The organism is Flavobacterium reichenbachii, assembly GCF_002217435.1.
In the GTDB taxonomy this organism is placed as follows: Bacteria; Bacteroidota; Bacteroidia; order Flavobacteriales; family Flavobacteriaceae; genus Flavobacterium; species Flavobacterium reichenbachii.
Window position 1 is genome coordinate 68755 of record NZ_MUHF01000037.1, and the last position, 23481, is coordinate 92235.

The following is a 23481-nucleotide window of genomic DNA, read 5'->3' on the forward strand; positions in this document are numbered from 1 at the left end:
TACATTTTATAAAATCGCTCTCATTAAAATTAGTTAAGGCCAACACTCCTGTTAAACCAATAATTAATATTAAACTTTTTATGTATTTCATGACATTTCAATTTAATGATGAATTGTTTAACAATCATTTTTGGCATCTGCCTTCTTCAAAAAATTAGCTTTTATCTTATAATGTCATATACGTAAGAGAATTACTTACGGTTTTAAAAAAATGAAAAAAAATATACTTTTTTTTCAAAAGCCTTATTTTACTAGGCTTAAGGCTGTTAAAAATTTTGTTAATTTCACAAAAAAATAAATTATCTTTATCTCAGGTAATAAAATATGTTTAACAAAAATTATTCAAAACTTAAATCCTAATATATGAGTCAAGAAGAATTACTGGTCTTAATTTACAAAAAAGACGAAAGAGCCTTTACACATTTGTACGATATGTACTCTAAAAGTTTGTTTTCAGTTATCAATGTATTGATTAAAAATCGTGAAGAAGCAGAAGATGTTTTGCAGGAAGTTTTTGTCAAAATCTGGAAAAATATCGATTCGTATAATGAAAGTAAAGGAAGATTTTATACATGGATCCTTAATATTGCTAGGAATACATCAATTGATAAGCTTAGATCTAAAAATTTTAATAACAGCCAAAAAAACCTTTCCTCAGATAATTTCGTAAATCTGTTAGATGACAGTAATAAGTTGACGAATAGAATTGATACAATTGGAATTCAAGAATTTGTAAAAAAACTAAAACCAAAATGTATTGAGATAATTGATTTATTATTTTTTAAAGGATATACCCAACAAGAAGCTTCAGAAGAATTAGCAATTCCGTTGGGAACTATCAAAACACAAAACAGAAACTGTATTAACGATTTACGTAATTATTTAAAAATCTAATGGAAGCAAACGAATATATAGAATCAGGAATTCTAGAATTGTACGTTTACGGTTTATTAACCGAAAAAGAAAATCTGGAAATAGCTGAATTAGCAAAAAACAACACCGAGGTTGATCAGGAAATTATTTCTATAGAGAAGGCAATTGTCGCTTTATCTTCTAGTTTCTCTCCTTTTCATTCAGTAGCTAATTTTGAAAAAATTAAAGCCCGACTAGAGCTTAAACACGGAAAAGTAGTAGAACTGAAACCAGTATCTAACAGATCACAATACGTGGGCTGGGCTGCAGCTGTGCTATTGCTTTTGGGTCTTGGATACCAAACTCTGGAATTAACTAAGACAAAAGATGCGATTGCAACTGTTGGTTCTGAAAAGAATAAAGCCGAAAGAAATTTTGCGTATTTACAACAGCAGAATAAACAAACAGAAAAAAGTTTAAGCATCGTAAGAGATATCAAAAATACTGGTGTAACTCTTGGTGGACAGACAGTTTCTCCAACGTCTTTTGCAAAAGTATATTGGAATAAAGAAACCAAAACGACTTATATTGATGCTGCCGGACTTCCGACGCCGCCAAAAGGGATGGTTTATCAGGTTTGGTCTTTAAAGCTGAGTCCTGTTCTTACACCAACAAGCATTGGTTTATTGGATAATTTTGAAGGAAATTCCCAAAAAATATTTGCTGTAAGTCAAACGGATTCTGCAGAAGCTTTTGGAATTACACTTGAGCCTGCCGGTGGAAGTTTAACTCCGACAATGGAACAATTATATACTTTAGGAAAAGTTTAAAACTTAATAATCAAGTTCTTAAAACGCACATTATATTGCTAATGTGCGTTTTTTTATTATTTTTAATCGAAATAAAAGCTGTTATATTATGAACGGAACATTACTATTAAGAATTGCAACTGCGATTATTCTTCTTACTCATTCGGTCATCGGAATGTTTAATAACGGAATTAATGACTTTGGAAATTTATTTCTCAATCAGATTGGCTTTGCTCCTTTTGGAGTTTTTTTAGCCTGGTCTATAAAAATTTCGCACGTAATAGCAGCAATTCTTCTCCTGGCTGACAGGTATATTAAATTAGCTGGATTTGTGACCATTTTTGTTCTTATCATGGGAATTGCTTTGGTACATTTTAAGGAAGGGTGGTTTGTAGTTGGCGGCGGCAGAAATGGCGTTGAATACAATTTTTTATTAATTTGTGTTTTACTAGCCATTATGTATCCTAATGGTTTTAAAAAATCTGCACCCAAAAATTAAATTTATTTCCTAAATACTATCAATAAAAAAAAGGTTCAACATAAGCGGAACCTTTTTTTGAAATGAATTTTATTATTTTTTCTTTTTATAATGTTTATGATAACTCGGATAAGTAATTGCACCAATTACAGCGATTGTTCCTAAAGAATACCAAATCCAATTAAGAGAATGTGCTTCACCGCTTGCGTAAGAATGCAGACCTACTAAGTGGAAATTTACTCCATAATAAGTGAACAAAATTGAAATAAAAGCAAACATACTCATTAAATTAAAGAACCATTTTCCTCTTAAAGCCGGAACAAAACGAGCGTGAATTACAAATGCATAAACCATGATAGAGATTAATGCCCAGGTTTCTTTTGGATCCCATCCCCAGTAACGTCCCCAGCTTTCGTTTGCCCACTGTCCTCCAAGGAAGTTACCAATAGTCAGCATGATAAGACCTATTGTTAATGACATTTCGTTGATATAAGTTACTTCTTTTATATGTAACTCCATTTTAGCTTTGTTTTTATCATTTGTAAAGAAAATCAATATCAAAGCAACAAAACCTAGAATCATTCCTAAAGCAGTTGGGCCATAACTTGCTACAATTACTGCAACGTGAATCATTAACCAATAAGAATTAAGAACGGGTTGTAAATTTGCTATTTCGGGATCAATCCAGTTTAAATTTGCAGCCATAAAAATCATAGAGGTTACAAAAGCCGCTGAAGCTACGGTTAGTTTTGATTTTCTATCAAATGCTAAACCAAAGAACATAGTTGCCCAAGCTACATAAACAATAGCTTCGTACGCATTACTCCAAGGTGCGTGACCCGAAATATACCAGCGTGCAATTAAGGCAACGGTATGAAATGCAAATATTACTCCTATTAATATATGAAAACCGTTAACTGTTATGCGTAAAAACTTTTTATCAAAGAAAATATTGAATAATGTAAAAATCAGCATAAAAATTCCTGCCATAGAATACCAATACGACATCTTTGGTAGAATATCATACGTATTGTAAGCAATCTCAAGATCAATTTTTCGCTCACTTGGACGCACTTTACTTCCAAATTTCTTTTGGAAACCGTTGATACTTTCTACTAAATTATCTGCAGTACTAAAATCTTTAGAAATAGAACCGTTGTTTAAAGCACTAAAATATAGCGGTAAAATTTGCTTTACGTAGGTAGAATCCATTCCTTTAAATCCAACATTTTCGCGCTCTAAATAAGAAACCCATTTATTATTTGGATCATTTGGAACCGGAAATATTTTCAAAATGCTTCCGCTTAAAGCAGATTCCATTAAGTTTACTTTTTTATCTGTATCGATAAAATCTTTTTCAAAACTATTTGGATTTGCAGCTTTATAAGCTGTATCTAAATAAGGTGAAAGTTTATAGTTTCCATTTTCATCAAAGAATTTTACAAACGGCGCAAATTTATCTTTAGAATCAATTCCGATAATTTTACGAATACTATCATTTTTAGTATTGATATAAATTAATGGAACCTGAATCCAAACCTGTGCATATTGCGTCATGGATAAGAAAACCTGATCAGAATTCATTCCATTATAAGTATCAGTATGGCTTACTTTTCTAAGTAATTCAGATGAAAACGTATTAATTGGTTTCATTCTTCCTCCAGCATCCTGAATAATCAAACGTCCAAATTTTGCTGCGTGCGCTTCTGGTGCTTTATAAATAGTTAGTAAAGAATCTAATTGTTTCTTACTTGGCGGCGCTGTAACGTGATTAGTATGATCATTTGGATCTGCAGTATGTGCATGATCGTGTTCGTGTACATGAGGTGTCTGCTGTGCAAAACCATTTAAACCAATCAATAAAATTAAAATGGTAATTAGTTTTTCTTTTTTCTTCTGAATACCTTCTAATTTCTTTTTCAAATCTCCAAAACGAGAATGTTTAGTAAACATAATAGCCATCAAGCCAATATACAGCAAGAAATATCCCAAATAAGTAATATTGGTTCCCCAGAAATCATGGTTTACAGATAATACAGTACCTTTTTCGTCAGGATCAAATGAAGATTGGAAAAAACGATATCCTTTATGATCTAAAACGTGATTCATAAAGATATCTGCATCAAAAGTCTCTGTAGAATCCTGAACGGTTACTTTACTTTTAAAAGCAGAATAACTTTTTTCTGTTCCCGGATATTTGTCAGCAATAAAATCATTCAATTTTACTTTAAATGGCAGCGTGTACGCTTTACTTCCGTAGAATAAAGAATATTCGATATTCCCGATTTTTACAGTTTTAGCTTCTCCAACAGTACCTTTTGATCCCAAAAGCGTTACTTCTTTTTCTTGTCCTTCGGCTTTTACTTTTACAACTAAAGCATCGCTGTGACTTTTAGCTTTAAAATCATTGCTGGACTCATAAGTTATGCTTCCTTTCATAGCAGGATCTGGAAAAACGATTCTGATATCTCCAATGCTGTAAAGAGAACGCATCATAAGAGGCTGTACATTGTCTTTGGTAACTTTTCCTTCAAATTTATCCGCCATTCTCATAAAATTCCCTTCGAACGGAGTCTGAATCGTGTATTTTTCGCCGGTTGTATTAATATTAATAGCTCCGTCGGTTTGTTTATTTAGGGCAAATAAAACATTATGAATATTTTGCACTTCACCATCTTTTAAGAAATGTTCCTCACGACCGCCAGAACCAGCTTCAACCAGTTTTAGATAAACGGTACCGTTTGGATCTTGTTTTACCACTTCTTTGGCTCCCATTATATAATTAGAATAGGTAACTTCAAAAGGAGTTTCGTCAAATTTTCCTGAAATAGAAAAATCGTTATTTGTAACAGGCGACATTAAAAGGCTTTCTTCAAAAACTCTCCTTTTCATTTCACCTTTATATTCTCCATCTACAAAAACAGTCAAAAATGTTTTATCAGAATAAATTTGGTTTTCTGCCATACCTTCACGAATCGGCATCATTCCTTCATAACTAATATAACGTGTAATAAAAGCTCCTAAAATGATAAAAACAAAGGAAAGGTGAAGTAATAAAGTAGCCCATTTTTCTTTTTTAAGTAATTGATAACGTTTGATATTTCCGAAGAAATTAATCATAAAAATAAACATTATCGCTTCGAACCACTTGGTATTATAAATTAAGATTCTGGCAGTATCAGTATTGTATTTGCTTTCGATAAAAGTTCCAATACCCATCGCTATAGCAAATGTTAAAAAAAGAACGGCCATTAATCTTGTAGAAAACAAAAAAGAGAATATTTTTTTATCCATTTTTGAGGAATTACATTGTATAAAAGTGGCACAAAAGTACTTAAAAATGTTGAGTTCCAATATTTGTCTTTTGTTAATAAAAACTAAAAAAGGAAATGTTTTTTTATAATTTAATAAAACAATCCGTTTATAATAATAAAATGCAAGTTAACCGCAAAGTCTGTCATCATTAAAAAAAAATGCTAATTTTGCGAGTATGATTCAAATAACAATTATTGGTTCCGGAAATGTAGGACAGCATTTAATTAAAGCTTTTTCTGCAAGTAAATTTGTTGAGATTAAACAGATTTTTTCGAGAAAGAAAGATATTCCGCTTTATTTAGCAGATCCGGAAAAAATCGTAACACAATACGAGAATTTAGAACCTTCTGATTTATATATTATAGCGGTTTCTGACAATGCTATTGCCGAAGTTGCATCGCAGCTTCCGTTTAATAATCAATTGGTTGTGCATACCTCAGGGACTTCATCTATAGATATTCTGGACAGTAAAAACCGCCGTGGTGTTTTTTATCCGCTTCAGACATTTTCTAAAAGTAAAAATATTGATTTTTCTGTTATTCCGATTTGTCTGGAGGCTGAAAATACGGCAGATTATAAAATTTTAGAAACCGCTGCTAAAAGTATTTCGACGGCTGTTTTCTCTATCAATTCGCAGCAGCGTAAAGCACTGCATGTTGCGGCCGTTTTCGTGAATAATTTCACCAATCACCTTTATCATATTGGACAGGAAATCTGCGCAGATAACCAGGTCCCTTTTGATGTCTTAAAACCTTTAATTCAGGAAACTGCAGATAAAATCAACACTTTAGATCCTGCAGAGGCTCAGACTGGACCTGCTATTCGTAAAGACAGCAGCACAATAGAAGCTCATTTGGATTTTTTGGAAGATGAAAATCAAAAAAATATTTATAAAATACTAACACAATCTATACAGCATAATGGCAAAAAGTTATAAGGAAATAATGAATGAAATCAACACTTTTATTTTTGATGTTGACGGCGTACTTACAGACAGTTCTGTTTTTATAACCACCGAAGGAGAAATGCTTCGCACAATGAACATTCGTGATGGTTATGCCATGAAAGCTGCAATAGAAAGTGGTTATAATGTATGTGTTATTTCTGGCGGAAGCAATGAAGGTGTGCGTGTTCGTCTGCGTAATTTAGGGATTAAAGATATCCATTTAGGAACTCCTGATAAAGTTAAAACTTTTAATGAATATACAGATCTTCATACTATTAAGCCTGAAAATGTACTGTATATGGGCGATGATATACCCGATTATCATGTAATGAAATTAGTTGGTCTGCCAACCTGTCCGCAAGATGCAAGTCCGGAAATTAAAAATATCTCTCGTTATATTTCGCATGTAAAAGGCGGAAAAGGCGCTGTAAGAGATGTTATTGAACAAGTAATGAAAGTACAGGGAAAATGGATGGAGTATTTTAATGGAAAACACGATTAGATAATTATTAATTGTGAATTGTAAATTTTCTTAATTTATAGAACCTCAAAAAAATGAAATTCCTCAAACTCATTAGATATAAGAACTTATTAATGCTTGCTTTTATGCAGCTTTTATTTCGTTATGCTTTTTTTAAACAGCAAAACGTACCTCTGGCGCTGGCCGATTGGCAATACGGATTATTAGTACTCAGCACTGTTTTTCTTGCGGCTGCGGGTTATGTAATCAATAATATCTATGATGTTGCAACAGATTCTATCAATAAACCAAATGATGTTGTAGTAGGAAAAGGAATATCTGAAACTACGGCTTACAACATTTATATTGGTCTAAATGTAACAGGAGTTGCTCTTGGTTTTGTTTTATCAAACATTATTTTAAGACCAACTTTTGCTTCGCTGTTTATTTTAATAGCAGCTCTATTGTATTTTTATTCCACAACCTTAAAACAAATTATGGTGCTGGGTAATTTTGTGGTGGCAGCATTACTTTCTATAAGTGTTTTGATTATTGGAATTTTTGACATTTTTCCGGCAACAAGTTCAGAAAATCAAACGCAGATGGCGGCACTTTTCTCTATATTATTAGATTATGCACTTTTTGCTTTTATGATAAATTTTATTAGAGAAATAGTTAAAGATATTGAAGATGTAGATGGAGATTACAACCAAGGAATGAATACATTACCAATTGCAATCGGAAAAAACAGAGCTGCAAAAATTGCTTTGGGATTTGCAATAATTTCATTTATAGTATCATTACTTTATATCAATACTTACTTTTTTAAAAACAATCTTCTTATTGTTACTTTTTATGCTTTTGCTTTTGTTTTGGCGCCTTTGTTATATTTTATAGTCAAAATTTTTACTGCAAAATCACAAAAGGATTTTCATCATTTAAGTACTGTTTTAAAACTAATTTTGTTATTCGGAATTTTATCTATTTTAGTGATTACTTTAAATATTAAATACAATGCTTAAACAAAAGCTCCAAAAATATACATTAATCTTAGCTTCGGGATCTCCTCGCAGACAGCAATTTTTTAAGGATTTAGATCTTGATTTTGAAATTCGCTTAAAAGATATTGAAGAAATATATCCGCCAGATTTAAAAGCGGTTGAAATAACAGATTTTCTGGCACAGCTTAAGGCAGACGCTTTTGAGGGTGAATTGCAGGAAAACGAAATCTTAGTAACCAGCGACACAATTGTGTGGCATCAGAACAAAGCACTTGGAAAGCCTAAAAATGCTGAAGACGCTTTTAATATGATTCAATCGATGTCTAATTCTACTCATGAAGTTTTTACATCGGTATGTTTTAAAACAAACTCCTCCTCTACTATTATAAATGATGTTACTAAAGTTACCTTCGGGAATTTATCTGATGAAGCTATTTTATATTATATAGAAAATTATAAACCTTATGATAAAGCTGGTGCTTACGGAATTCAGGAATGGTTTGGTTTTATGGCTGTTACAAAAGTAGAAGGCTCTTATACCAATGTTATGGGACTTCCGACTGCCAAAGTTTATGAATATTTGAGTACTTTAGTGTAAAAAAATAATTTATGTTTTCTTTTAAACAATACAGTCAGGAAATTTTAGCAACGATAATACTACTCATTGCATTAGTGTTTTTAAGAATGATCGTTGCAAAATTGATTCGCAGTTTTGCCAAATCCAGTCACTTATTTGAACATCGTACTAATCTGGTAATTAAGTACATTCATGTATTTATGAACATACTGGTGATTATTAGTTTAATTGTAATCTGGGGAGTTGATACTAAAGATATATTTATCACCATTTCTTCTATTGCTACTGTAATTGGTGTTGCAATGTTTGCTCAATGGTCTATTTTGAGCAATATTACGTCTGGAATGATTTTATTTTTTTCTTTTCCTTTTAGGATTGGTGATACGATAAAAATCTACGACAAAGATTTTCCTATAGAAGCTGAAATTGAAGACATTAGTGCATTTCATGTAACTTTGAGAACAAAAGAAGGAGAAAAAACAATTTTTCCTAACAACTTATTATTGCAAAAAGGTATCTCCATAATGCCTTCTAAATTTGAAGATCGCGAGTTTTTTGACTAGTGAATGGGAATTTTATAAAGTATTGAAGAAAAGCTAAAACAAAAATATTCCTAAAAAGTGTAATATTTGTTTTATAATTTGAGCTAAAATCTTCAAGAAATGATAAGACCTATACAATTACCTTTTTATGCAAAACTTTGCTTTTCTTTATTAATTTTAATTTGTTTTGCATTTATTTTCTGTTTAGGAAAGGATATAATTACTCCAGTATTGATGGCATTTCTATTTGCTGTTTTATTACTTCCAATATTTTCTTTTTTAAAAGTAAAACTTAAATTTCCCCGCCACATTGCAGCCGCATTTTGTGTTTTATTATTTGCAGCATTTATTGTTGGCATATTAGTATTTATATCCTATCAGGTCAAAGATATTGCCAGTGATTTTGACACAATCAAGAAAAATATCAACGCTTTTATAATTGAAATTCACAAATTTATAAATGAAAATTTTCATGTAAGTATTGGCGAACAGAAAAAATACCTGGACACAGTAACTAAAGATTCTGTAAAAAACTCTAACGCTTCTATCGGATCATTTATCATTTCATTGTCGGATTTGCTTTTAGATTGTACTATAATACCAATCTACACTTTCTTGTTCCTTATATATAAAGATCATTTTATACTTTTTCTGGCAAAATTGGTCAATAAGGAGGATCACACAAAGTTAAAAGACATTTTATCTCAAATAAAAGTTTCTATAAACAACTATATCGTAAGTTTGATTTTAGAAATGATTATTGTCTCAGTTCTAACAGGTTTAGGTCTTTATATTGTAGGCGTTAAATATTTTATATTGTTAGGTTTAATAACAGGAATTCTTAATTTGATACCTTACATCGGAATTGCAATTGCTGGTGTTATTACGTTATTTGCCTCTCTGACCGGCACGGGAGAAACTTCCATAATAATAAGTATTCTAATTGTAAATGTGATCGTACAACTTATAGATAATAATTTACTTGTACCGCTGATTATTAATTCTAAAGTAGAAATCAATGCGTTTGTTTCTATAATCGGAATAATTGTAGGAGGAGCCGCTGCTGGAATTTCGGGAATGTTTTTAGCAATTCCACTGCTGGCCATTCTTAAAATTATATTTGATCGTATTGAATCTCTCGAAGCCTGGGGTTATTTGATGGGAAATCATGTTCCCCGGAAATTTACATGGAGAATCCGTAGAGCAAAGGCTGAAAATTAAAAACAATTTGCAAGAAATTCCGTTTAATCTGTATATCTTAAATAAAAAACATCTTAGAAGAAATATTATCCATGTGTGTTAACAAAAAAATATTTATTTTGATTTTGCTCTGCTTTTGTCTGCAAGGTATTACCGCGCAGGTAAAAAAAACAAAAAAAGAACCTGTAAAGAAAGACAGTGCGGCAGTTTATACCAAAATAAAAAATTATTCTAAGAAAAGTAAATTTACGCAGACACTTCATAAGCTTCTTTTTAGATCTGCCAAACCCAAAAAAAAGGAAGTTATTGTACCTACAGATGCTACACGTTACGATGGTAAAATAATTAGAAAAATAAATATTATTACACTCGATCCGTTTGGGCAATCTGTTACAGATTCTACGCTGCAGCCTAGGAATTGGGGAGAACGCACAGGAAATCGACTTCATTTAAAAACAAAAAAGATTGCTATTTATAATTTGTTATTATTTAAAAGAAATGTGCCTTACGACAGTTACAAAGTTCAGGAATCTGAACGTTTAATACGTTCTCAGAGGTATGTAACTGCTGTTAGAATTTCTAATGAATCAGTAGGAAAAAATGCTGATTCTGTAGATGTTACTATACGTGTTTTGGATTCCTGGAGTACAATTCCGCGATTTTCTGTGTCTGGCAGCAGGATTTCTACCGGAATCAAAGAGAAAGATTTCTTTGGTTCGGGTCAACAACTGGAATACCGCTTTACCAATCGTTTTAGTGATGGAGCAAATGGTAATAACGTTACGTATACGGTTCCTAATATTAAAAACACTTATATAGGAGCGGTACTTCATTATGAAATGGATTTGGATAATAACTATACTAAAAGTATAGAAATAGAGCGCGATTTTTACTCTCCATTAACTAAATGGGCCGGCGGTGCAGCTGCTGGACAGGTTTTTAGAAGAGACAGTCTGCAGGCTCCGGATTCATCTTATTCATTTCAGCCTTTTAAACATAATTTTCAGGATTTTTGGGCAGGAAAGGCGACTAAAGTTTTTGAAGATAACAGAATGGGAATTACCAATTTGGTAGTAACTGCTCGTTTCTTAAATAAAGATTATACGGAAATGCCCGATGAACTCTACGACCCTACTCACTTTTATTCTGATGAAAAATTGATTTTGAGCGGTGTTGGACTTAATTCGCGAAAGTTTATCAAAGATTCTTATATTTTTAGAAATGGACAGACAGAAGATGTACCTGTAGGAAGAATTTATGGTATCACCTTCGGATATCAATATAAAAACACTTTTTGGCGGCCATACGTGGGCGGACAGTTTTCTTTTGGAAACTACTACAGGTGGGGATTTTTGAGTTTTAATTTAGAAGGCGGTACCTTTTTTCATCAATCAAAAACGTATGAAACTTCTTTTTTACTTGAATCAAATTACTTTACAAAGCTATTTTCTATTGGTAAATGGAAATTGAGACAGTTTATTAATCCGAAGGTAGTGGTTGGTATGAATCGAGAAAATATTATCGGAGACGAATTGAATATTAACGAGCAGAATGGTCTTGCAGGATTTAATAGTGCTTTGTACGGAACCAGTAAAATGGTTTTGTCGCTGCAGACCCAAACATACGCACCTCACGCGCTTTGGGGTTTCCGTATGAATCCGTTTTTTAATTATTCTATTGCTGTATTAGGAGGTCCGGATAATGCAATGTTTAAGGATAAAGCGTATTCTAAAGTCACTTTAGGATTATTAATAAGTAATGATTATTTAGTATTCAGTTCCTTTCAGCTTTCAATTTCATACTATCCAAGTATTCCGCAGCAAGGAGATAATCTTTTTAAAACAAATACTTTTGAGACCACAGACTACGGTTTGCAGAGTTTTGAGCTTGCAAAACCAAGAGTTGTCAACTATCAATAGAAAAAAAATAATCTTTTTTCTTAGAATATACCAATTTAACAAATGAATTAAAAACCAAAAGTTTACAAAAACATTACATTGAATTTTGTCGTCAAAACACATCGATTATTCGACAAAAAACACAGTTTTATTTTTTTTGGCACAGTATATGAATATCTACAAACAAGAAACAGATTAACATTTAAAATCCAAAAAAAATGAAAACACTAAAAATAGCAATTATAGGATTATTTCTGATGGTTGCAAACGCCACACAAGCTCAAGTATCTGTAAACGTTAATATAGGAACACCTCCAGCTTGGGGACCTTCTGGATATTCTGATATGGAATACTATTACCTGCCGGATATTGAAGCTTATTATGATGTAAGAGCCTCTCAGTTTATTTATTTTGGAGGAGGAAGATGGGTAAGAACAACATACTTACCAAGACCATATAGAAATTACGATTTGTATGGAGGTTACAAAGTAGTCTTGACCGATTATCACGGTAGAACTCCTTACGCAAACTTTGACCGTCATAGAGTAACATATTATAAAGGATATCACGGTGCGCCGCAAAGACCTTATAGAGCAAGACCTGCATATGGATATAATGATCATCGCAGGGATCATAGAGATAATAAGCGTTATGATAACAGACATCATAACAAACACGATCGACATGACGATCGTCACGATCATCACGATCGTGATCATCATGGAAGAAGATAATTTGCTTGGGGGCATATTATCGACGCAGAGAGAGTATCAAATATTTGGTACTCTCTTTTTTTATTACTAAATTTTTGGCAAAATCTGTTAAAACGATGAATATAATGTAAGTTACTGTACAACAATCAGTTCTATTTTGCAATTAACAAAAAATGTCTTTTTTTAATATAAAAATAACTTACATTTGCACCGAATTTTAAAACCAAAAAATTATATCATGAGAAAAAGTGTTTATTTATTTTCATTTTTAGCTTTGTCTTTATTAATAGGCTGTGATAATAACGATGATAATGCGACTGATAATCAGTCAATAAACGGGATTACAATTTCGACAGACCAAGTTTCTTTAAACCAAAGACTTGACTATACAAATTCTGGAGTAATTGCAATAGAAAATAACTCTTCGACTCAAAAGTTAGCGGCTTCAAATGCTCCTACTTCTTTTCCTTTAGTTCAAATTGCCGAAATAAAACCACCGGTAGACAGTAACGGAAAAACATTGCAGGCAAGTCATGTGGCGGTAAACGGAAATTACGCTTATGTATCTTATATCATGAGAGGAGACGTTTACTCAGGAGCTATCGATGTAATTGATGTTTCTGATCCTTATAAACCAAAATTAGTTACTTCGGCTTTAATTGCCAATACAGATATAGCATCTCTTACCTACTCTAACGGGAATTTAATTATAGGAGCTGCAAAAGATGTAGATAAAGATCCTTTACTTACAAGTCCCGCAATTGTAATAAATATGGAGTTAAGCTCTGGTCTTCTTACAGATAAATATAAAATCAATTACTTAGAAAGCAGAGTTACAACAGATGTTGCTGCCAACTCTTCTTCTTATTTTGCAGTAACAGGTGATAACGGAAGTTTGTTTAAATTGAACACTTCTACCAAAACAACTTCAGCAAAAACAGCTGTTGCAGATTTACGCTCAATTGCATTAACAAGCGATAAAGTTGTGACTTTAAGCGGTACAAAAGGAGTTAATGTTTACAACCAGTCTACACTTGCATTACAAAAAAGTTTTACAACTTCTACGGATGTAAGCGGCGCTAAAAGAACTATGGATGTTGATGGTACAAAATTATTAGTATCAGAAGGATCTAATGGATTAGGAATTTATGACATCAACAGCGGATCTAAATTACAAACAATTTCGGTATCTGCTGCAGGAGAAGATAATGTAACAAATGCAGTATCTGTAAATGATGGTTATGCATTTGTGGCAAACGGAGCATTAGGCTTGAATGTTTACCAAACGGGTTCTCAATTGAGCTTATTAGGAGCATTAGGAATTGCTGGTTCTTCTAACTATGTAAAATCTAGCGGTGACTACATTTATGTAGCGAGCGGAACAGGTGGTTTGAAAATCATTAAGATGGAAAAACCAAATACTACATTTGCAAGTTGTTTATCTTACGGATTATACAATCAGGGCAGAGATTTAATTTTGAATTCTAATGAAGTAAAATCATACCAGGGAGCTACTGCTATTAATTCGGCTATCGTAAATTCTGGTGCAGTTTTAACACATTGCGGTTCTATTGCGATCGTGAACAATCTGACTTTAAACAGCGGTGGTACTTTTAATATGAGAGGAAGTTTTTCTCAAGGTAAATTCCAATTGGCAAATCCAACAGAACTTATCATAAACAATGCAACACTTCAAGTTGAAGGTTCTGTTGTAATTTGGGGAGATTTGAGATTGAACAGCGGTGCAAAAATCAACTTTATTGGAAATGATTCTTCTATAACAATATATGGTAAAGTAATTAAAAATAGTAATGTTACGATTACAGGTACTTATAAAGACACAGAAAATAAATTAAAATAAAAAATAATTTTACCTTAATTTAATATAAATATGTCTTATATTTGCATCCAATTTCTTACAAAAATACTTTTGCTATAAATATTTAAGAACATATTATTCTAAAAAATATAAAATACAGAAAAACAAATAATTCTGTAATCCTAAGAAATACCACACTTAAAAAAAAGCTGTCCCTTGAGACAGCTTTTTTTATTTTTTCTATTAAAATATGCTGTTAACAAACATTAACAATTCATTTAAATACTCTTCAAGGATTTAATTAGTATTTTTGAGCCTCTTTCAAAAATATTTGTTAATCCTATGCGAAAAAATCAAATCAAAACTTTTCTTCTATTTCTTATTGGTATTTCTATTTCTTATGCACAGCAGCCGCTTAAACCAAGTTCTGTAGAAATTTACAATCAGATAAAAAAATTAAATTTTTTGGGTTCTGTATTATATGTTGCAGCTCATCCTGACGACGAAAATACGCGTTTGATTTCTTATCTCGCAAACGAAATGAATGCTAGAACGGGATATCTATCTCTTACGCGTGGTGACGGAGGGCAGAATTTAATTGGTCCTCAATTGCGTGAATTATTAGGTGTTATAAGAACTCAGGAACTTATTGAAGCAAGGAAAATAGATGGAGGCGAGCAATTTTTTTCTCGAGCCAATGATTTTGGTTTTTCTAAAACTCCAAACGAAACTTTACAAATATGGGATAAAGATAAAGTTCTAGCCGATGTGGTTTGGACAATCAGAAAATTTCAGCCCGATGTAATTATCAATCGATTTGATCATCGTTCTCCCGGCACTACTCACGGGCATCACACGTCATCTGCTATGCTGAGTATAGAGAGTTTTAATTTGACAAATGATCCTAAAATATATCCGGAACAATTAAAGTATGTTACACCATGGCAGGTAAAACGCCAGTTTTTTAATCCTTCGTGGTGGTTTTATGGAAGTCAGGAAAAATTTGATGCTGCCAATAAATCTAAATTTACAAAATTGGAAACCGGAGTTTATTATACCGGAATTGGAAAATCTAATCAGGAAATTGCAGCTTTAAGCAGAAGCCGTCATCAATCGCAGGGTTTTGGAAGTACAGGAGTAAGAGGTCTGGAAACTGAATTTTTAGAATTAATCAATGGTGATAAGCCAAACGACCGTGATAATCTATTTGATGGTATTGATACCAGTTGGAACCGTGTTAAAAACGGAAAACCAATTGGTGATTTAATCAATAAAATTATAGAAAAATACAACTTTAATGATCCGTCTGCAAGTATTCCAGATTTAGCAAAAGCTTATGCTATGATAGAAGCTTTGCAAGATGATCATTGGAAAAATTTAAAATCTGAAGCCGTAAGAAATATTATTGCTTCTTGTTCTGGTTTATATCTGGAAGCGGTGGCAAGCGAGCAAGAAGCTACACCCGGAAGTACAATTAAATTAAGCCTAGAAGCGATTAACAGGACTTCTATAGAAATGCAGCTGGCCAGCGTGATTACTTTACCGGATAATAAAAAAACACCTCAGAATATTGTTTTAAAAAACAATGATGATCAAAAAATAAGCTTACAAGTACAACTTCCGGCAAATATCGAATATACGCAGCCTTATTGGTTAAAAGAAAAAGCAGCAGTTGGAATGTATACTGTTTTAAATCAGGAAAACATCGGAATTCCAGACATTATAAGAGAAGTAAAAGTTGTTTTTAATGTAAAGATTAATACAATAGAAATTCCGTTTGAGCGTACAGTGGTCTATAAATATAATGATGGTGTAAAAGGCGAAATGTATAATTTTCTGGATATTGTACCCGAAGTTACTACTTCTGTTTTAGAAAAAGTTTTAATATTCAGAGATATCAAAAGTAAAATGGTTCCTGTAAAAGTTCGTGCAGGAAAAGATGCGGTAGAAGGAAATTTACAGCTTGAAGTTCCAAAAAACTGGCTGGTATCTCCAAAACAAATTGCATTTTCTTTGGCAAAAAAAGGAAATGATCAAATTTTTTATTTTGAAGTTACACCGCCGGTCAATCCAGAAGAAACAGTTTTAAGAGCGGTTGCAACAGTTGATAACAAACGTTTTGACAAAGATGAAACTGTTATTGATTTCTCTCATATTACCAAACAAATGGTGCTAAAACCAGCGGAATCAAAAGCAATAAGAATTGATCTAAAAACCTCTGGAGATGCCATTGCATATATTATGGGAGCTGGTGACGAAGTTCCGGAAAGTCTAGCGCAAATGGGATATAAAGTAACCATTTTAAAACCAGAAGAAATTACACCCGAAAAATTAGATTCGTTTAACGTAGTAATTACGGGAATTCGTGCGTACAACACTGTAAACGCACTTGCAAACAAACAAAATATACTTTTTAATTTTGTGAAAAGCGGTAAAAACATGATTGTGCAGTACAATACATTTGGTAAAACAGTAACGAATCAATTAGCGCCGTATCCTTTAAAAATTTCAAATGATCGTGTAACAGAAGAAAATGCAAAAGTTACTTTTCTGGCGCCAAATCACCCGGTTTTAAATACTCCTAATAAAATTACCTCAAAGGATTTTGAAGGATGGACACAAGAACAGGGTTTGTATTACCCAAATGAATACGATTCTGCCTTCACTCCTATTATCTCATCTCATGACAAAGGAGAATCTGCAAAAAATGGTGCTTTATTGGTCGCACCATACGGAAAAGGATATTACATTTACACTGGTTTAAGTTTTTTTAGAGAACTTCCTGAAGGTGTTGTTGGTGCTTATAGATTGTTATCAAATATGATCTCGTTAAAACAGCCAATTGAAGCTCCCAAACAAGAAATAAAGCAATAAAAATGGAAGCAAAAAAAACAAAAAAATGGAAAAAAAGCTACACTTATGTTTTAGTAGCCAACGCAGTTTACATTCTGATTTTTTTCTTAATCATGCAATTATATTCTTAACCTATGCAGTTATTTGATTGGATCGTATTAATTGTCACGCTTTTATTTATTGTTGGCTACGGATCTTGGAAAACAAAGGGAAGCAAAAACGTCGAAGATTTTATTTTAGGAAATAACGAAACTCCTTGGTATACCGTCGGACTTTCTGTAATGGCAACACAAGCCAGTGCTATAACTTTCTTATCAACTCCCGGGCAGGCATATCATGACGGAATGGGTTTTGTGCAATTCTATTTTGGACTGCCGATTGCCATGATTGTGATCTGTGTAACTTTTATTCCGCTTTATCATAAAAACAAAGTATTTACAGCTTATGAATTTCTGGAAAAACGTTTTGATGTTAAAACACGATCACTTGCTGCCATATTATTTTTGGTTCAAAGAGGTTTAGGAACAGGATTGACAATCTATGCTCCTGCTATTATTTTATCGGCTCTTTTGGGATGGAATCTTACCATAATGAATATCATAATCGGATTAATGGTTATTGTTTATACTTTTTCCGGGGGAACAAAGGCAGTAAACGTGACACAAAAGCAGCAGATGTTTGTTATTATGTCTGGAATGCTCATTACGTTTTTCCTTATTTTACATTACCTCCCAAACGATATGACTTTTACAAGTGCTCTGCATATCGCTGGTGCAAATGATAAAATGAATATTGTAAATTTTTCTTTTGATCCAGAAGAAAAATACACTTTTTGGAGTGGTATTACCGGAGGATTCTTTCTGGCTCTTGCTTATTTTGGAACAGATCAATCACAGGTTGGGCGCTATTTATCTGGAAAATCAGTTCGAGAAAGCCAGATGGGACTTATTATGAACGGACTTTTAAAAGTACCTATGCAATTCTTTATTTTATTGACGGGAGTTATGGTATTTGTATTTTTTCAATTCAATCCGGTTCCTTTAAATTTTAATCCAAATAATAAGCTTGTAATAGAAAAATCTGCTTTTAAAGAAGAATATCATGCTTTAGAAAAAAAATTAAATACACTTTCTGAAGATAAAAAAGTAATTAACCTGTTGTATATTGATCAGTTAAATCAGGATTATGACAATCCTATCTTGCGCAAAGAATTGGTTGCTTTGTCTAATAAAGAAAAAGATTTACGAGATCGTGCCAAAGAAATTATCTCAAAAGCCGACAGTACAAGTGAAACCAATGACAAAGATTATGTCTTTTTTCATTTTATCCTGCATTATTTGCCAAAAGGATTAATTGGACTGCTGCTTGCTGTTATTCTTTCGGCTGCAATGTCTTCAACAGCTTCTGGATTAAATGCGCTGGCCTCTACTACAGCAATTGATATTTATAAAAGAAACCTAAAAACAGAGAAATCAGAGAAACATTATCTGAATGCTACTAAATTTTTCACTCTTTTCTGGGGAATTATAGCCATACTTTTTGCATGTGTAGGTACATTATTTGAGAATTTAATTCAGCTTGTAAATATTATTGGATCTATTTTCTACGGAACCGTTTTGGGAATCTTTCTAGTCGGATTTTATCTTCGCAGAGTTCAGGCAAAACCAATGTTTTATAGTGCTATAATTAGTCAGCTTACTATTTTTGGTATTTATTATTATATGATTTACGAACAAGAAAAACTAGGATATTTATGGCTTAATTTTATTGGTGCCATCCTTACTATTGTTTTGTCTTTACTGATGCAGTTATTATTTTTCAGGAAACAAAAAGTTGATATTGCAGAATAGCGTAGATTTTTCTTTAAATCAATCTATTCTAATTTTTCATTAAAATCTGTAATTTTATGAATCAAAGGTTTGTTTTAATTTTGCTATTTAGTTTTTGCCTGCATGTATATAGCCAAAATGCTCAAGATTCAATATTTCAGGGTAATTCAATCTCAGAGAAGCTGTACACTAAATGTTTTGAAAATTTGAATCAAGGTGCGATTTTTTTTGAAAAATATCCTAAATTCAAAAGAACCGATGTGTGTGATTTAAGCCATTGTATGCTGCTTTTATCATTTCCCGAAAAAGAAGTACAAACCGCAGGTGAAGATTTATTAAGAGGTATTGCAACACAACTTTATAGGGAAGGAAATCCTGTTTATATGATTGATGGAATGGAAAGCTATGAAAGAGCAGCTAAAGAAAATAAAAATTTAGAAGATGATGATCATCTGGTTTATATAAATTATGCAGAATGTGTAAGTCCGTTTTTCTTATCAAGAGCTGCAAAAATTATTAACGAAGAAACGCTGAAATTAATAAAGCAGCATAAAAAGTCATTTTAATAATCCCACTAAACTCTACTGTACTATTTTAAATTTAATTTTTGACAGCTTTTTTTATGTGTCTTTTATTTATACAACAAGGAAATAGCTAAAAACAATTAAACACCTACAATTCAATAATTTATCAAAATTTTAATTACTTTTATTTTTAATTCTAATTTAATTATTGATAATGGTAAAAAAAAATAGAATCATAAAAATACTAAAAAGAGTCTGGTTCTTTTTAGCAATGTCTTTTACTGCGTGGTTAATTTATTCTTATCAGTCAAAAGGAGTTGCCGACTTTAATTTTAAGAGTGACGATAGAATAAAAGTTTACAATGACAAAAATTACTTTTTATTCGAACCTTCTATATCCTATTCTAAAGTATTAATTTTCTATCCGGGCGCGATGGTTGATCCAAAAGCATATGTGCCTTTATGCAGGAAAATTTCAAAAAATAATATCAAAGTATATTTAATTAAGATGCCCTGGAGGCTTGCTGCTAATGGCTACAAACTTCCTATTGAGCTTAAATTATTATCAGATAAAACCAAAACTTATATTTTAGCAGGTCATTCGCAGGGTGCAAAAATGGCCGCTCAATTTGTTTACGAAAATCCCTCACTAATTAATAAATTGATCCTAATTGGAACAACACATCCCAGAGATTTTTCTCTTGCCGAAAGTAAAACTCCGATTTTAAAAATCTACGGTTCCGATGATGGCGTTGCTGATGAACATACAATTTTTAAAAATAAATCTAAACTTCCTGATACAGCAAAATTTGTAAAAATAGATGGTGCAAACCATGCTCAATTTGGATATTATGGTTTTCAGTTTGGAGATAATTCTGCCAGAATTTCCCGTGAAAAACAGCAATCTGAAACCTTAAGAATTATTTTAGATTTCATAAAATAATTCTGGATTAAAATCTCGGCTTAATAAATATATTTACAATTCACTAAAATATTTATCTTTGATTTAACTACCTGCTATACAGCTTAAAAAAATGAAAGATCATAAAAAATACAGTAATAAAACAAAAGCTGCTTTCATATTACTGATTGTAATGCTGATTATTATTTTGACAAATTTTAATACGCTGCAGAATTCTAAAAACGTCAACGAAAATATTAATGCGATTTACAAAGACCGTTTGGTAGTCACCCAGTATATTTTTCAATATTCTAAAGAACTTCATTTCATTAAAGCAGAAGCAGAAAGACTGGATTTGAGCGATACTGTTAAAAAAGAAGAAATTATAAGTACCTTAAAAATCATTCATACTATTGACAATCTATATTCTAAAACTGTTTTAACACCAAAAGAAAAACTATATTTTGAAGCCTTCTTAAATTCCTGCCGTGAAATTAACAAACATGCAAAAAATAAAAATTGGAAAGAGATCTCACAGTCCAGTGAAAACGCTTTGATAACTTTAGAATTGTTATCTGCAATTCAGGTTAACGAAGGGAAATCAAAAGTTGCCATCGCCAATTCAATGTACAGTGGCAATAATGGTTTAGGGAAGCTTCAGATTGCTCTATTAATTATTTTAGGGGGCATTACCTTTTACTTATTAATTATAAAGAAAAAGAAGACAATCAGAATACCGGAACCCCCTAGTTTAAATTGATAATTTTTGCAAAATTCTATCGCAGCTTTCTTTCTTCTTCCTTTATCGAAAGATCATTTATGCTTGCAAATCTTTTTTGCAATAAACCGTTTGAGTCAAATTCCCAGTTTTCATTTCCGTAAGCTCTAAACCAATTTCCGTCAATATCCTGATATTCATATTCAAATCGAACTGCAATTCTATTTTCGGTATGTGCCCAATATTCTTTTTTTAGTATATAATTTTTCTCTTTTTTCCATTTTTCAGTCAAAAACAAGACAATTTCTTTCCTTCCGTTTACAAATTGATTTCTATTTCTCCATTCACTGTCTGGAGTATAAGCTTTTGAAACTCGCTCGGGATCCTGACTGTTCCAGGCATCTTCTGCTAATTGAATTTTTTCTATTGCTGTTTCATACGTAAAAGGCGGCAGTGGCAGTTTTTGTTCCATAATTAGAAATTTAAAGTTTGAATAATTTTTTTTGTTTGTTCAATAAGTTGATTCGATTTAAAAAGCTGGCTTTCGATAATACAGCTTTCAAAAAGTAAATACACATGATCCGATAAAAGAATATCTTTTAAAATATCGGTAAAGTATGAACGCAGATCGCCTTTATGGCTTTGAATTACATTTAGAATTTTGATGTTATCCGATTGAATTTCTGATAGAATATTTAGAAAACTGCATCCTCTGAAATTTTCATTTTTATTCATATAAATTAAGAAGTCAAACGATGCTAAAACTTTTGATTTTAAGTCTTCTTCATGATCTGTAAATTTCTTCAGTTCTTCAAACCAAAAAAAGTGACGCTGGTTTAAAAAGGCAACACACAAATCTTCCTTCGATTTAAAATGCTGATAGAAACTCGCTTTAGCAACTTTTGCCTCTTCAATAATTTGATTAATGCCTGTAGCGTTATAACCCTGCTTATGAAATAAAATAAATGTCTTCTCTAAAATTCTCTCTTTTGGCTGCATAACTCAATAATTATAAAAGCAAATATAACTAATTTAAATAAACAAACAGACAGGTCTGTCTATTTATTTATAAATTGATTCAAGTCAAAGCAAAAAAAAATCCAAAGCCGAAAGCTTTGGAATTTGTATTTTTTATTGAGAATTGAAACCTTATCTGCTCCACTCAGCAATACTGTCTTTGTTCATTTTTACATAATCCTGATTATTGGCTGCTTCAGAAGCGGCTAATGAAGCTTTTGCAGTTTCTATAGCTCCTTTTTTATCACCTTGTTTTGCCTGAATCAACGATTTTAATCTTGATATAAAATAAGGTTTATCTGTACTCATATCTAATGCTTTATCTACATAAATTCGAGCCGTTTCGATATTCCCGTTTGATTGAAATAAATATTGTGCTGCTGCATAATAATCATTAGATGTTGGTCCTCCCAAAGTCTTTTGAATACTTGCTGTTGCCGTTTTTGCTGTAGGAACCTCAAATTTTAAAGAAACATGAGAGTTTTCCCAAGCCATTTCCAAATAAGCAAAATTTGGATCCAAACCATTAATTCCTATAGTAAATGTCTCTAATGGTGTTGGTAAAGCATCTTCTTTTACAGTAGTTCTTAAAGCTACATAAGCATCATTCCAGCTTTCTGGTAATCCCCAATTGTCAGTAGAAAGATAAAAAATCACTTCCCAGCTTTCAATTTTAGGGATAGTATAAATTGAATATTTTCCTTTCTTTAACGTTTTACCATCAATGATAACGTCATCACTAAAATTAATGATTGTATTTTCGTTAGCACCTGTTCTCCATAATTTACCAAACGGAACTAAATTTCCAAAAACTGCTCTTCCTCTTGCACCTGGTCTGGAATAAGTAACTTCTACATCTGTTAAACCAACAGTTTGTTTTATATAAGCTTTAGGACTCGCCTGTGGTGTTTTTATTTGCGCTTCTACAGTATAAGAAGCCAAAATGATGGCTAATGCGATAAATAGTTTTTTCATACTCTCAGTTTGTTTTGTTTTTTGTCAAAATTACAAATTCAAATACCGAACAAA

The 23481-nt window shown here is 32.0% G+C and carries 21 protein-coding genes; 17 read left to right on the top strand and 4 right to left on the bottom strand.

From position 1 onward, the window contains the following. The first annotated feature begins 363 nt into the window (after nt 1-363). The 3 genes from B0A68_RS23355 (at nt 364) to B0A68_RS23365 (ending at nt 2160) form a co-directional block, all read left to right on the top strand. Complete coding sequence (locus tag B0A68_RS23355) at nt 364-894, top strand: RNA polymerase sigma factor (protein WP_035681264.1); 531 nt, start codon at nt 364-366, stop codon at nt 892-894. Beyond that, complete coding sequence (locus tag B0A68_RS23360) at nt 894-1682, top strand: anti-sigma factor (RefSeq protein ID WP_035681266.1); 789 nt, start codon at nt 894-896, stop codon at nt 1680-1682. Before B0A68_RS23355 ends, B0A68_RS23360 begins: the two co-directional genes overlap by 1 nt. An 88-nt stretch (nt 1683-1770) precedes the next feature. Continuing rightward, nucleotides 1771-2160, top strand: a complete 390-nt coding sequence (locus B0A68_RS23365) for a DoxX family protein (protein WP_035681268.1) — start codon at nt 1771-1773, stop codon at nt 2158-2160. Between the two features lie 72 nt (nt 2161-2232). Here the strand turns inward: B0A68_RS23365 and ccsA are convergent, their stop codons facing one another. Next, nucleotides 2233-5433 (bottom strand): cytochrome c biogenesis protein, encoded by a 3201-nt coding sequence (gene ccsA / locus B0A68_RS23370; protein ID WP_035681270.1) that lies wholly within the window; start codon nt 5431-5433, stop codon nt 2233-2235. A 196-nt stretch (nt 5434-5629) separates the two neighbouring features. On the opposite strand from ccsA, the gene B0A68_RS23375 reads away from it, so the two are divergent. The 14 genes from B0A68_RS23375 (at nt 5630) to B0A68_RS23440 (ending at nt 21477) form a co-directional block, all read left to right on the top strand. Next, a complete protein-coding gene (locus tag B0A68_RS23375) occupies nt 5630-6391 on the top strand; it encodes a Rossmann-like and DUF2520 domain-containing protein (protein ID WP_035681272.1) in 762 nt (253 codons plus the stop codon). Beyond that, nucleotides 6375-6902 (top strand): KdsC family phosphatase, encoded by a 528-nt coding sequence (locus B0A68_RS23380; RefSeq protein WP_035681274.1) that lies wholly within the window; start codon nt 6375-6377, stop codon nt 6900-6902. The genes B0A68_RS23375 and B0A68_RS23380 overlap by 17 nt, the downstream gene beginning before the upstream one ends. Nucleotides 6903-6955: 53 nt before the next feature. Next, complete coding sequence (locus B0A68_RS23385; RefSeq protein WP_084678975.1) at nt 6956-7882, top strand: geranylgeranylglycerol-phosphate geranylgeranyltransferase; 927 nt, start codon at nt 6956-6958, stop codon at nt 7880-7882. After that, nucleotides 7875-8459: a Maf-like protein gene (locus B0A68_RS23390; RefSeq protein ID WP_035681281.1), complete on the top strand. Its 585-nt coding sequence runs from the start codon at nt 7875-7877 to the stop codon at nt 8457-8459. Before B0A68_RS23385 ends, B0A68_RS23390 begins: the two co-directional genes overlap by 8 nt. Before the next feature lie 11 nt (nt 8460-8470). Continuing rightward, nucleotides 8471-9001, top strand: coding sequence for a mechanosensitive ion channel domain-containing protein (locus B0A68_RS23395; protein ID WP_035681283.1), 531 nt, complete (start codon nt 8471-8473; stop codon nt 8999-9001). Nucleotides 9002-9100: 99 nt separating this feature from the next. Beyond that, nucleotides 9101-10201, top strand: a complete 1101-nt coding sequence (locus tag B0A68_RS23400) for an AI-2E family transporter (RefSeq protein WP_035681284.1) — start codon at nt 9101-9103, stop codon at nt 10199-10201. A 98-nt stretch (nt 10202-10299) separates the two neighbouring features. Beyond that, complete coding sequence (locus B0A68_RS23405; protein WP_316930959.1) at nt 10300-12099, top strand: hypothetical protein; 1800 nt, start codon at nt 10300-10302, stop codon at nt 12097-12099. Between the two features lie 197 nt (nt 12100-12296). Continuing rightward, nucleotides 12297-12812, top strand: a complete 516-nt coding sequence (locus B0A68_RS23410) for a hypothetical protein (protein ID WP_035681288.1) — start codon at nt 12297-12299, stop codon at nt 12810-12812. Between the two features lie 217 nt (nt 12813-13029). Further along, on the top strand, nt 13030-14652 hold the full coding sequence (locus tag B0A68_RS23415; protein ID WP_035681290.1) for an LVIVD repeat-containing protein: 1623 nt from the start codon (nt 13030-13032) through the stop codon (nt 14650-14652). A gap of 300 nt (nt 14653-14952) precedes the next feature. Next, nucleotides 14953-17484: a PIG-L family deacetylase gene (locus B0A68_RS23420; RefSeq protein WP_035681291.1), complete on the top strand. Its 2532-nt coding sequence runs from the start codon at nt 14953-14955 to the stop codon at nt 17482-17484. A 113-nt stretch (nt 17485-17597) separates the two neighbouring features. Beyond that, complete coding sequence (locus B0A68_RS23425) at nt 17598-19313, top strand: sodium:solute symporter (protein ID WP_035681292.1); 1716 nt, start codon at nt 17598-17600, stop codon at nt 19311-19313. 56 nt (nt 19314-19369) lie between these two features. Next, nucleotides 19370-19858 carry a hypothetical protein gene (locus B0A68_RS23430; RefSeq protein ID WP_035681293.1) on the top strand — a complete coding sequence of 163 codons (489 nt, stop codon included), beginning with the start codon at nt 19370-19372 and terminating at the stop codon, nt 19856-19858. Between the two features lie 172 nt (nt 19859-20030). Further along, the gene (locus tag B0A68_RS23435) at nt 20031-20759 is read left to right on the top strand and encodes an alpha/beta hydrolase (protein ID WP_051892439.1); all 729 of its coding nucleotides are present in this window, start codon (nt 20031-20033) and stop codon (nt 20757-20759) included. Between the two features lie 91 nt (nt 20760-20850). Then, nucleotides 20851-21477: an MCP four helix bundle domain-containing protein gene (locus B0A68_RS23440; RefSeq protein WP_035681296.1), complete on the top strand. Its 627-nt coding sequence runs from the start codon at nt 20851-20853 to the stop codon at nt 21475-21477. A gap of 16 nt (nt 21478-21493) precedes the next feature. Here the strand turns inward: B0A68_RS23440 and B0A68_RS23445 are convergent, their stop codons facing one another. From B0A68_RS23445 to B0A68_RS23455, 3 genes are all read right to left on the bottom strand, one after another. Beyond that, complete coding sequence (locus B0A68_RS23445; protein WP_035681298.1) at nt 21494-21907, bottom strand: nuclear transport factor 2 family protein; 414 nt, start codon at nt 21905-21907, stop codon at nt 21494-21496. A gap of 2 nt (nt 21908-21909) precedes the next feature. Continuing rightward, nucleotides 21910-22434, bottom strand: coding sequence for a TetR/AcrR family transcriptional regulator (locus B0A68_RS23450; RefSeq protein ID WP_035681300.1), 525 nt, complete (start codon nt 22432-22434; stop codon nt 21910-21912). Between the two features lie 150 nt (nt 22435-22584). After that, on the bottom strand, nt 22585-23427 hold the full coding sequence (locus B0A68_RS23455; RefSeq protein ID WP_035681303.1) for a DUF2911 domain-containing protein: 843 nt from the start codon (nt 23425-23427) through the stop codon (nt 22585-22587). Between the last annotated feature and the right edge of the window lie 54 nt (nt 23428-23481).

Bases quoted from the DNA above. Each gene is read 5' to 3' on its own strand.
- B0A68_RS23415 (WP_035681290.1), top strand. From the start codon at position 13,030: ATGAGAAAAAGTGTTTATTTATTTTCATTTTTAGCTTTGTCTTTATTA.
- B0A68_RS23430 (WP_035681293.1), top strand. From the start codon at position 19,370: ATGAATCAAAGGTTTGTTTTAATTTTGCTATTTAGTTTTTGCCTGCAT.
- B0A68_RS23410 (WP_035681288.1), top strand. From the start codon at position 12,297: ATGAAAACACTAAAAATAGCAATTATAGGATTATTTCTGATGGTTGCA.
- B0A68_RS23375 (WP_035681272.1), top strand. From the start codon at position 5,630: ATGATTCAAATAACAATTATTGGTTCCGGAAATGTAGGACAGCATTTA.
- B0A68_RS23355 (WP_035681264.1), top strand. From the start codon at position 364: ATGAGTCAAGAAGAATTACTGGTCTTAATTTACAAAAAAGACGAAAGA.
- B0A68_RS23445 (WP_035681298.1), bottom strand. From the start codon at position 21,907: ATGGAACAAAAACTGCCACTGCCGCCTTTTACGTATGAAACAGCAATA.
- B0A68_RS23385 (WP_084678975.1), top strand. From the start codon at position 6,956: ATGAAATTCCTCAAACTCATTAGATATAAGAACTTATTAATGCTTGCT.
- B0A68_RS23395 (WP_035681283.1), top strand. From the start codon at position 8,471: ATGTTTTCTTTTAAACAATACAGTCAGGAAATTTTAGCAACGATAATA.
- B0A68_RS23455 (WP_035681303.1), bottom strand. From the start codon at position 23,427: ATGAAAAAACTATTTATCGCATTAGCCATCATTTTGGCTTCTTATACT.
- B0A68_RS23365 (WP_035681268.1), top strand. From the start codon at position 1,771: ATGAACGGAACATTACTATTAAGAATTGCAACTGCGATTATTCTTCTT.
- B0A68_RS23440 (WP_035681296.1), top strand. From the start codon at position 20,851: ATGAAAGATCATAAAAAATACAGTAATAAAACAAAAGCTGCTTTCATA.
- B0A68_RS23380 (WP_035681274.1), top strand. From the start codon at position 6,375: ATGGCAAAAAGTTATAAGGAAATAATGAATGAAATCAACACTTTTATT.
- B0A68_RS23450 (WP_035681300.1), bottom strand. From the start codon at position 22,434: ATGCAGCCAAAAGAGAGAATTTTAGAGAAGACATTTATTTTATTTCAT.
- B0A68_RS23425 (WP_035681292.1), top strand. From the start codon at position 17,598: ATGCAGTTATTTGATTGGATCGTATTAATTGTCACGCTTTTATTTATT.
- ccsA (WP_035681270.1), bottom strand. From the start codon at position 5,433: ATGGATAAAAAAATATTCTCTTTTTTGTTTTCTACAAGATTAATGGCC.
- B0A68_RS23390 (WP_035681281.1), top strand. From the start codon at position 7,875: ATGCTTAAACAAAAGCTCCAAAAATATACATTAATCTTAGCTTCGGGA.
- B0A68_RS23400 (WP_035681284.1), top strand. From the start codon at position 9,101: ATGATAAGACCTATACAATTACCTTTTTATGCAAAACTTTGCTTTTCT.
- B0A68_RS23360 (WP_035681266.1), top strand. From the start codon at position 894: ATGGAAGCAAACGAATATATAGAATCAGGAATTCTAGAATTGTACGTT.
- B0A68_RS23435 (WP_051892439.1), top strand. From the start codon at position 20,031: ATGGTAAAAAAAAATAGAATCATAAAAATACTAAAAAGAGTCTGGTTC.
- B0A68_RS23420 (WP_035681291.1), top strand. From the start codon at position 14,953: ATGCGAAAAAATCAAATCAAAACTTTTCTTCTATTTCTTATTGGTATT.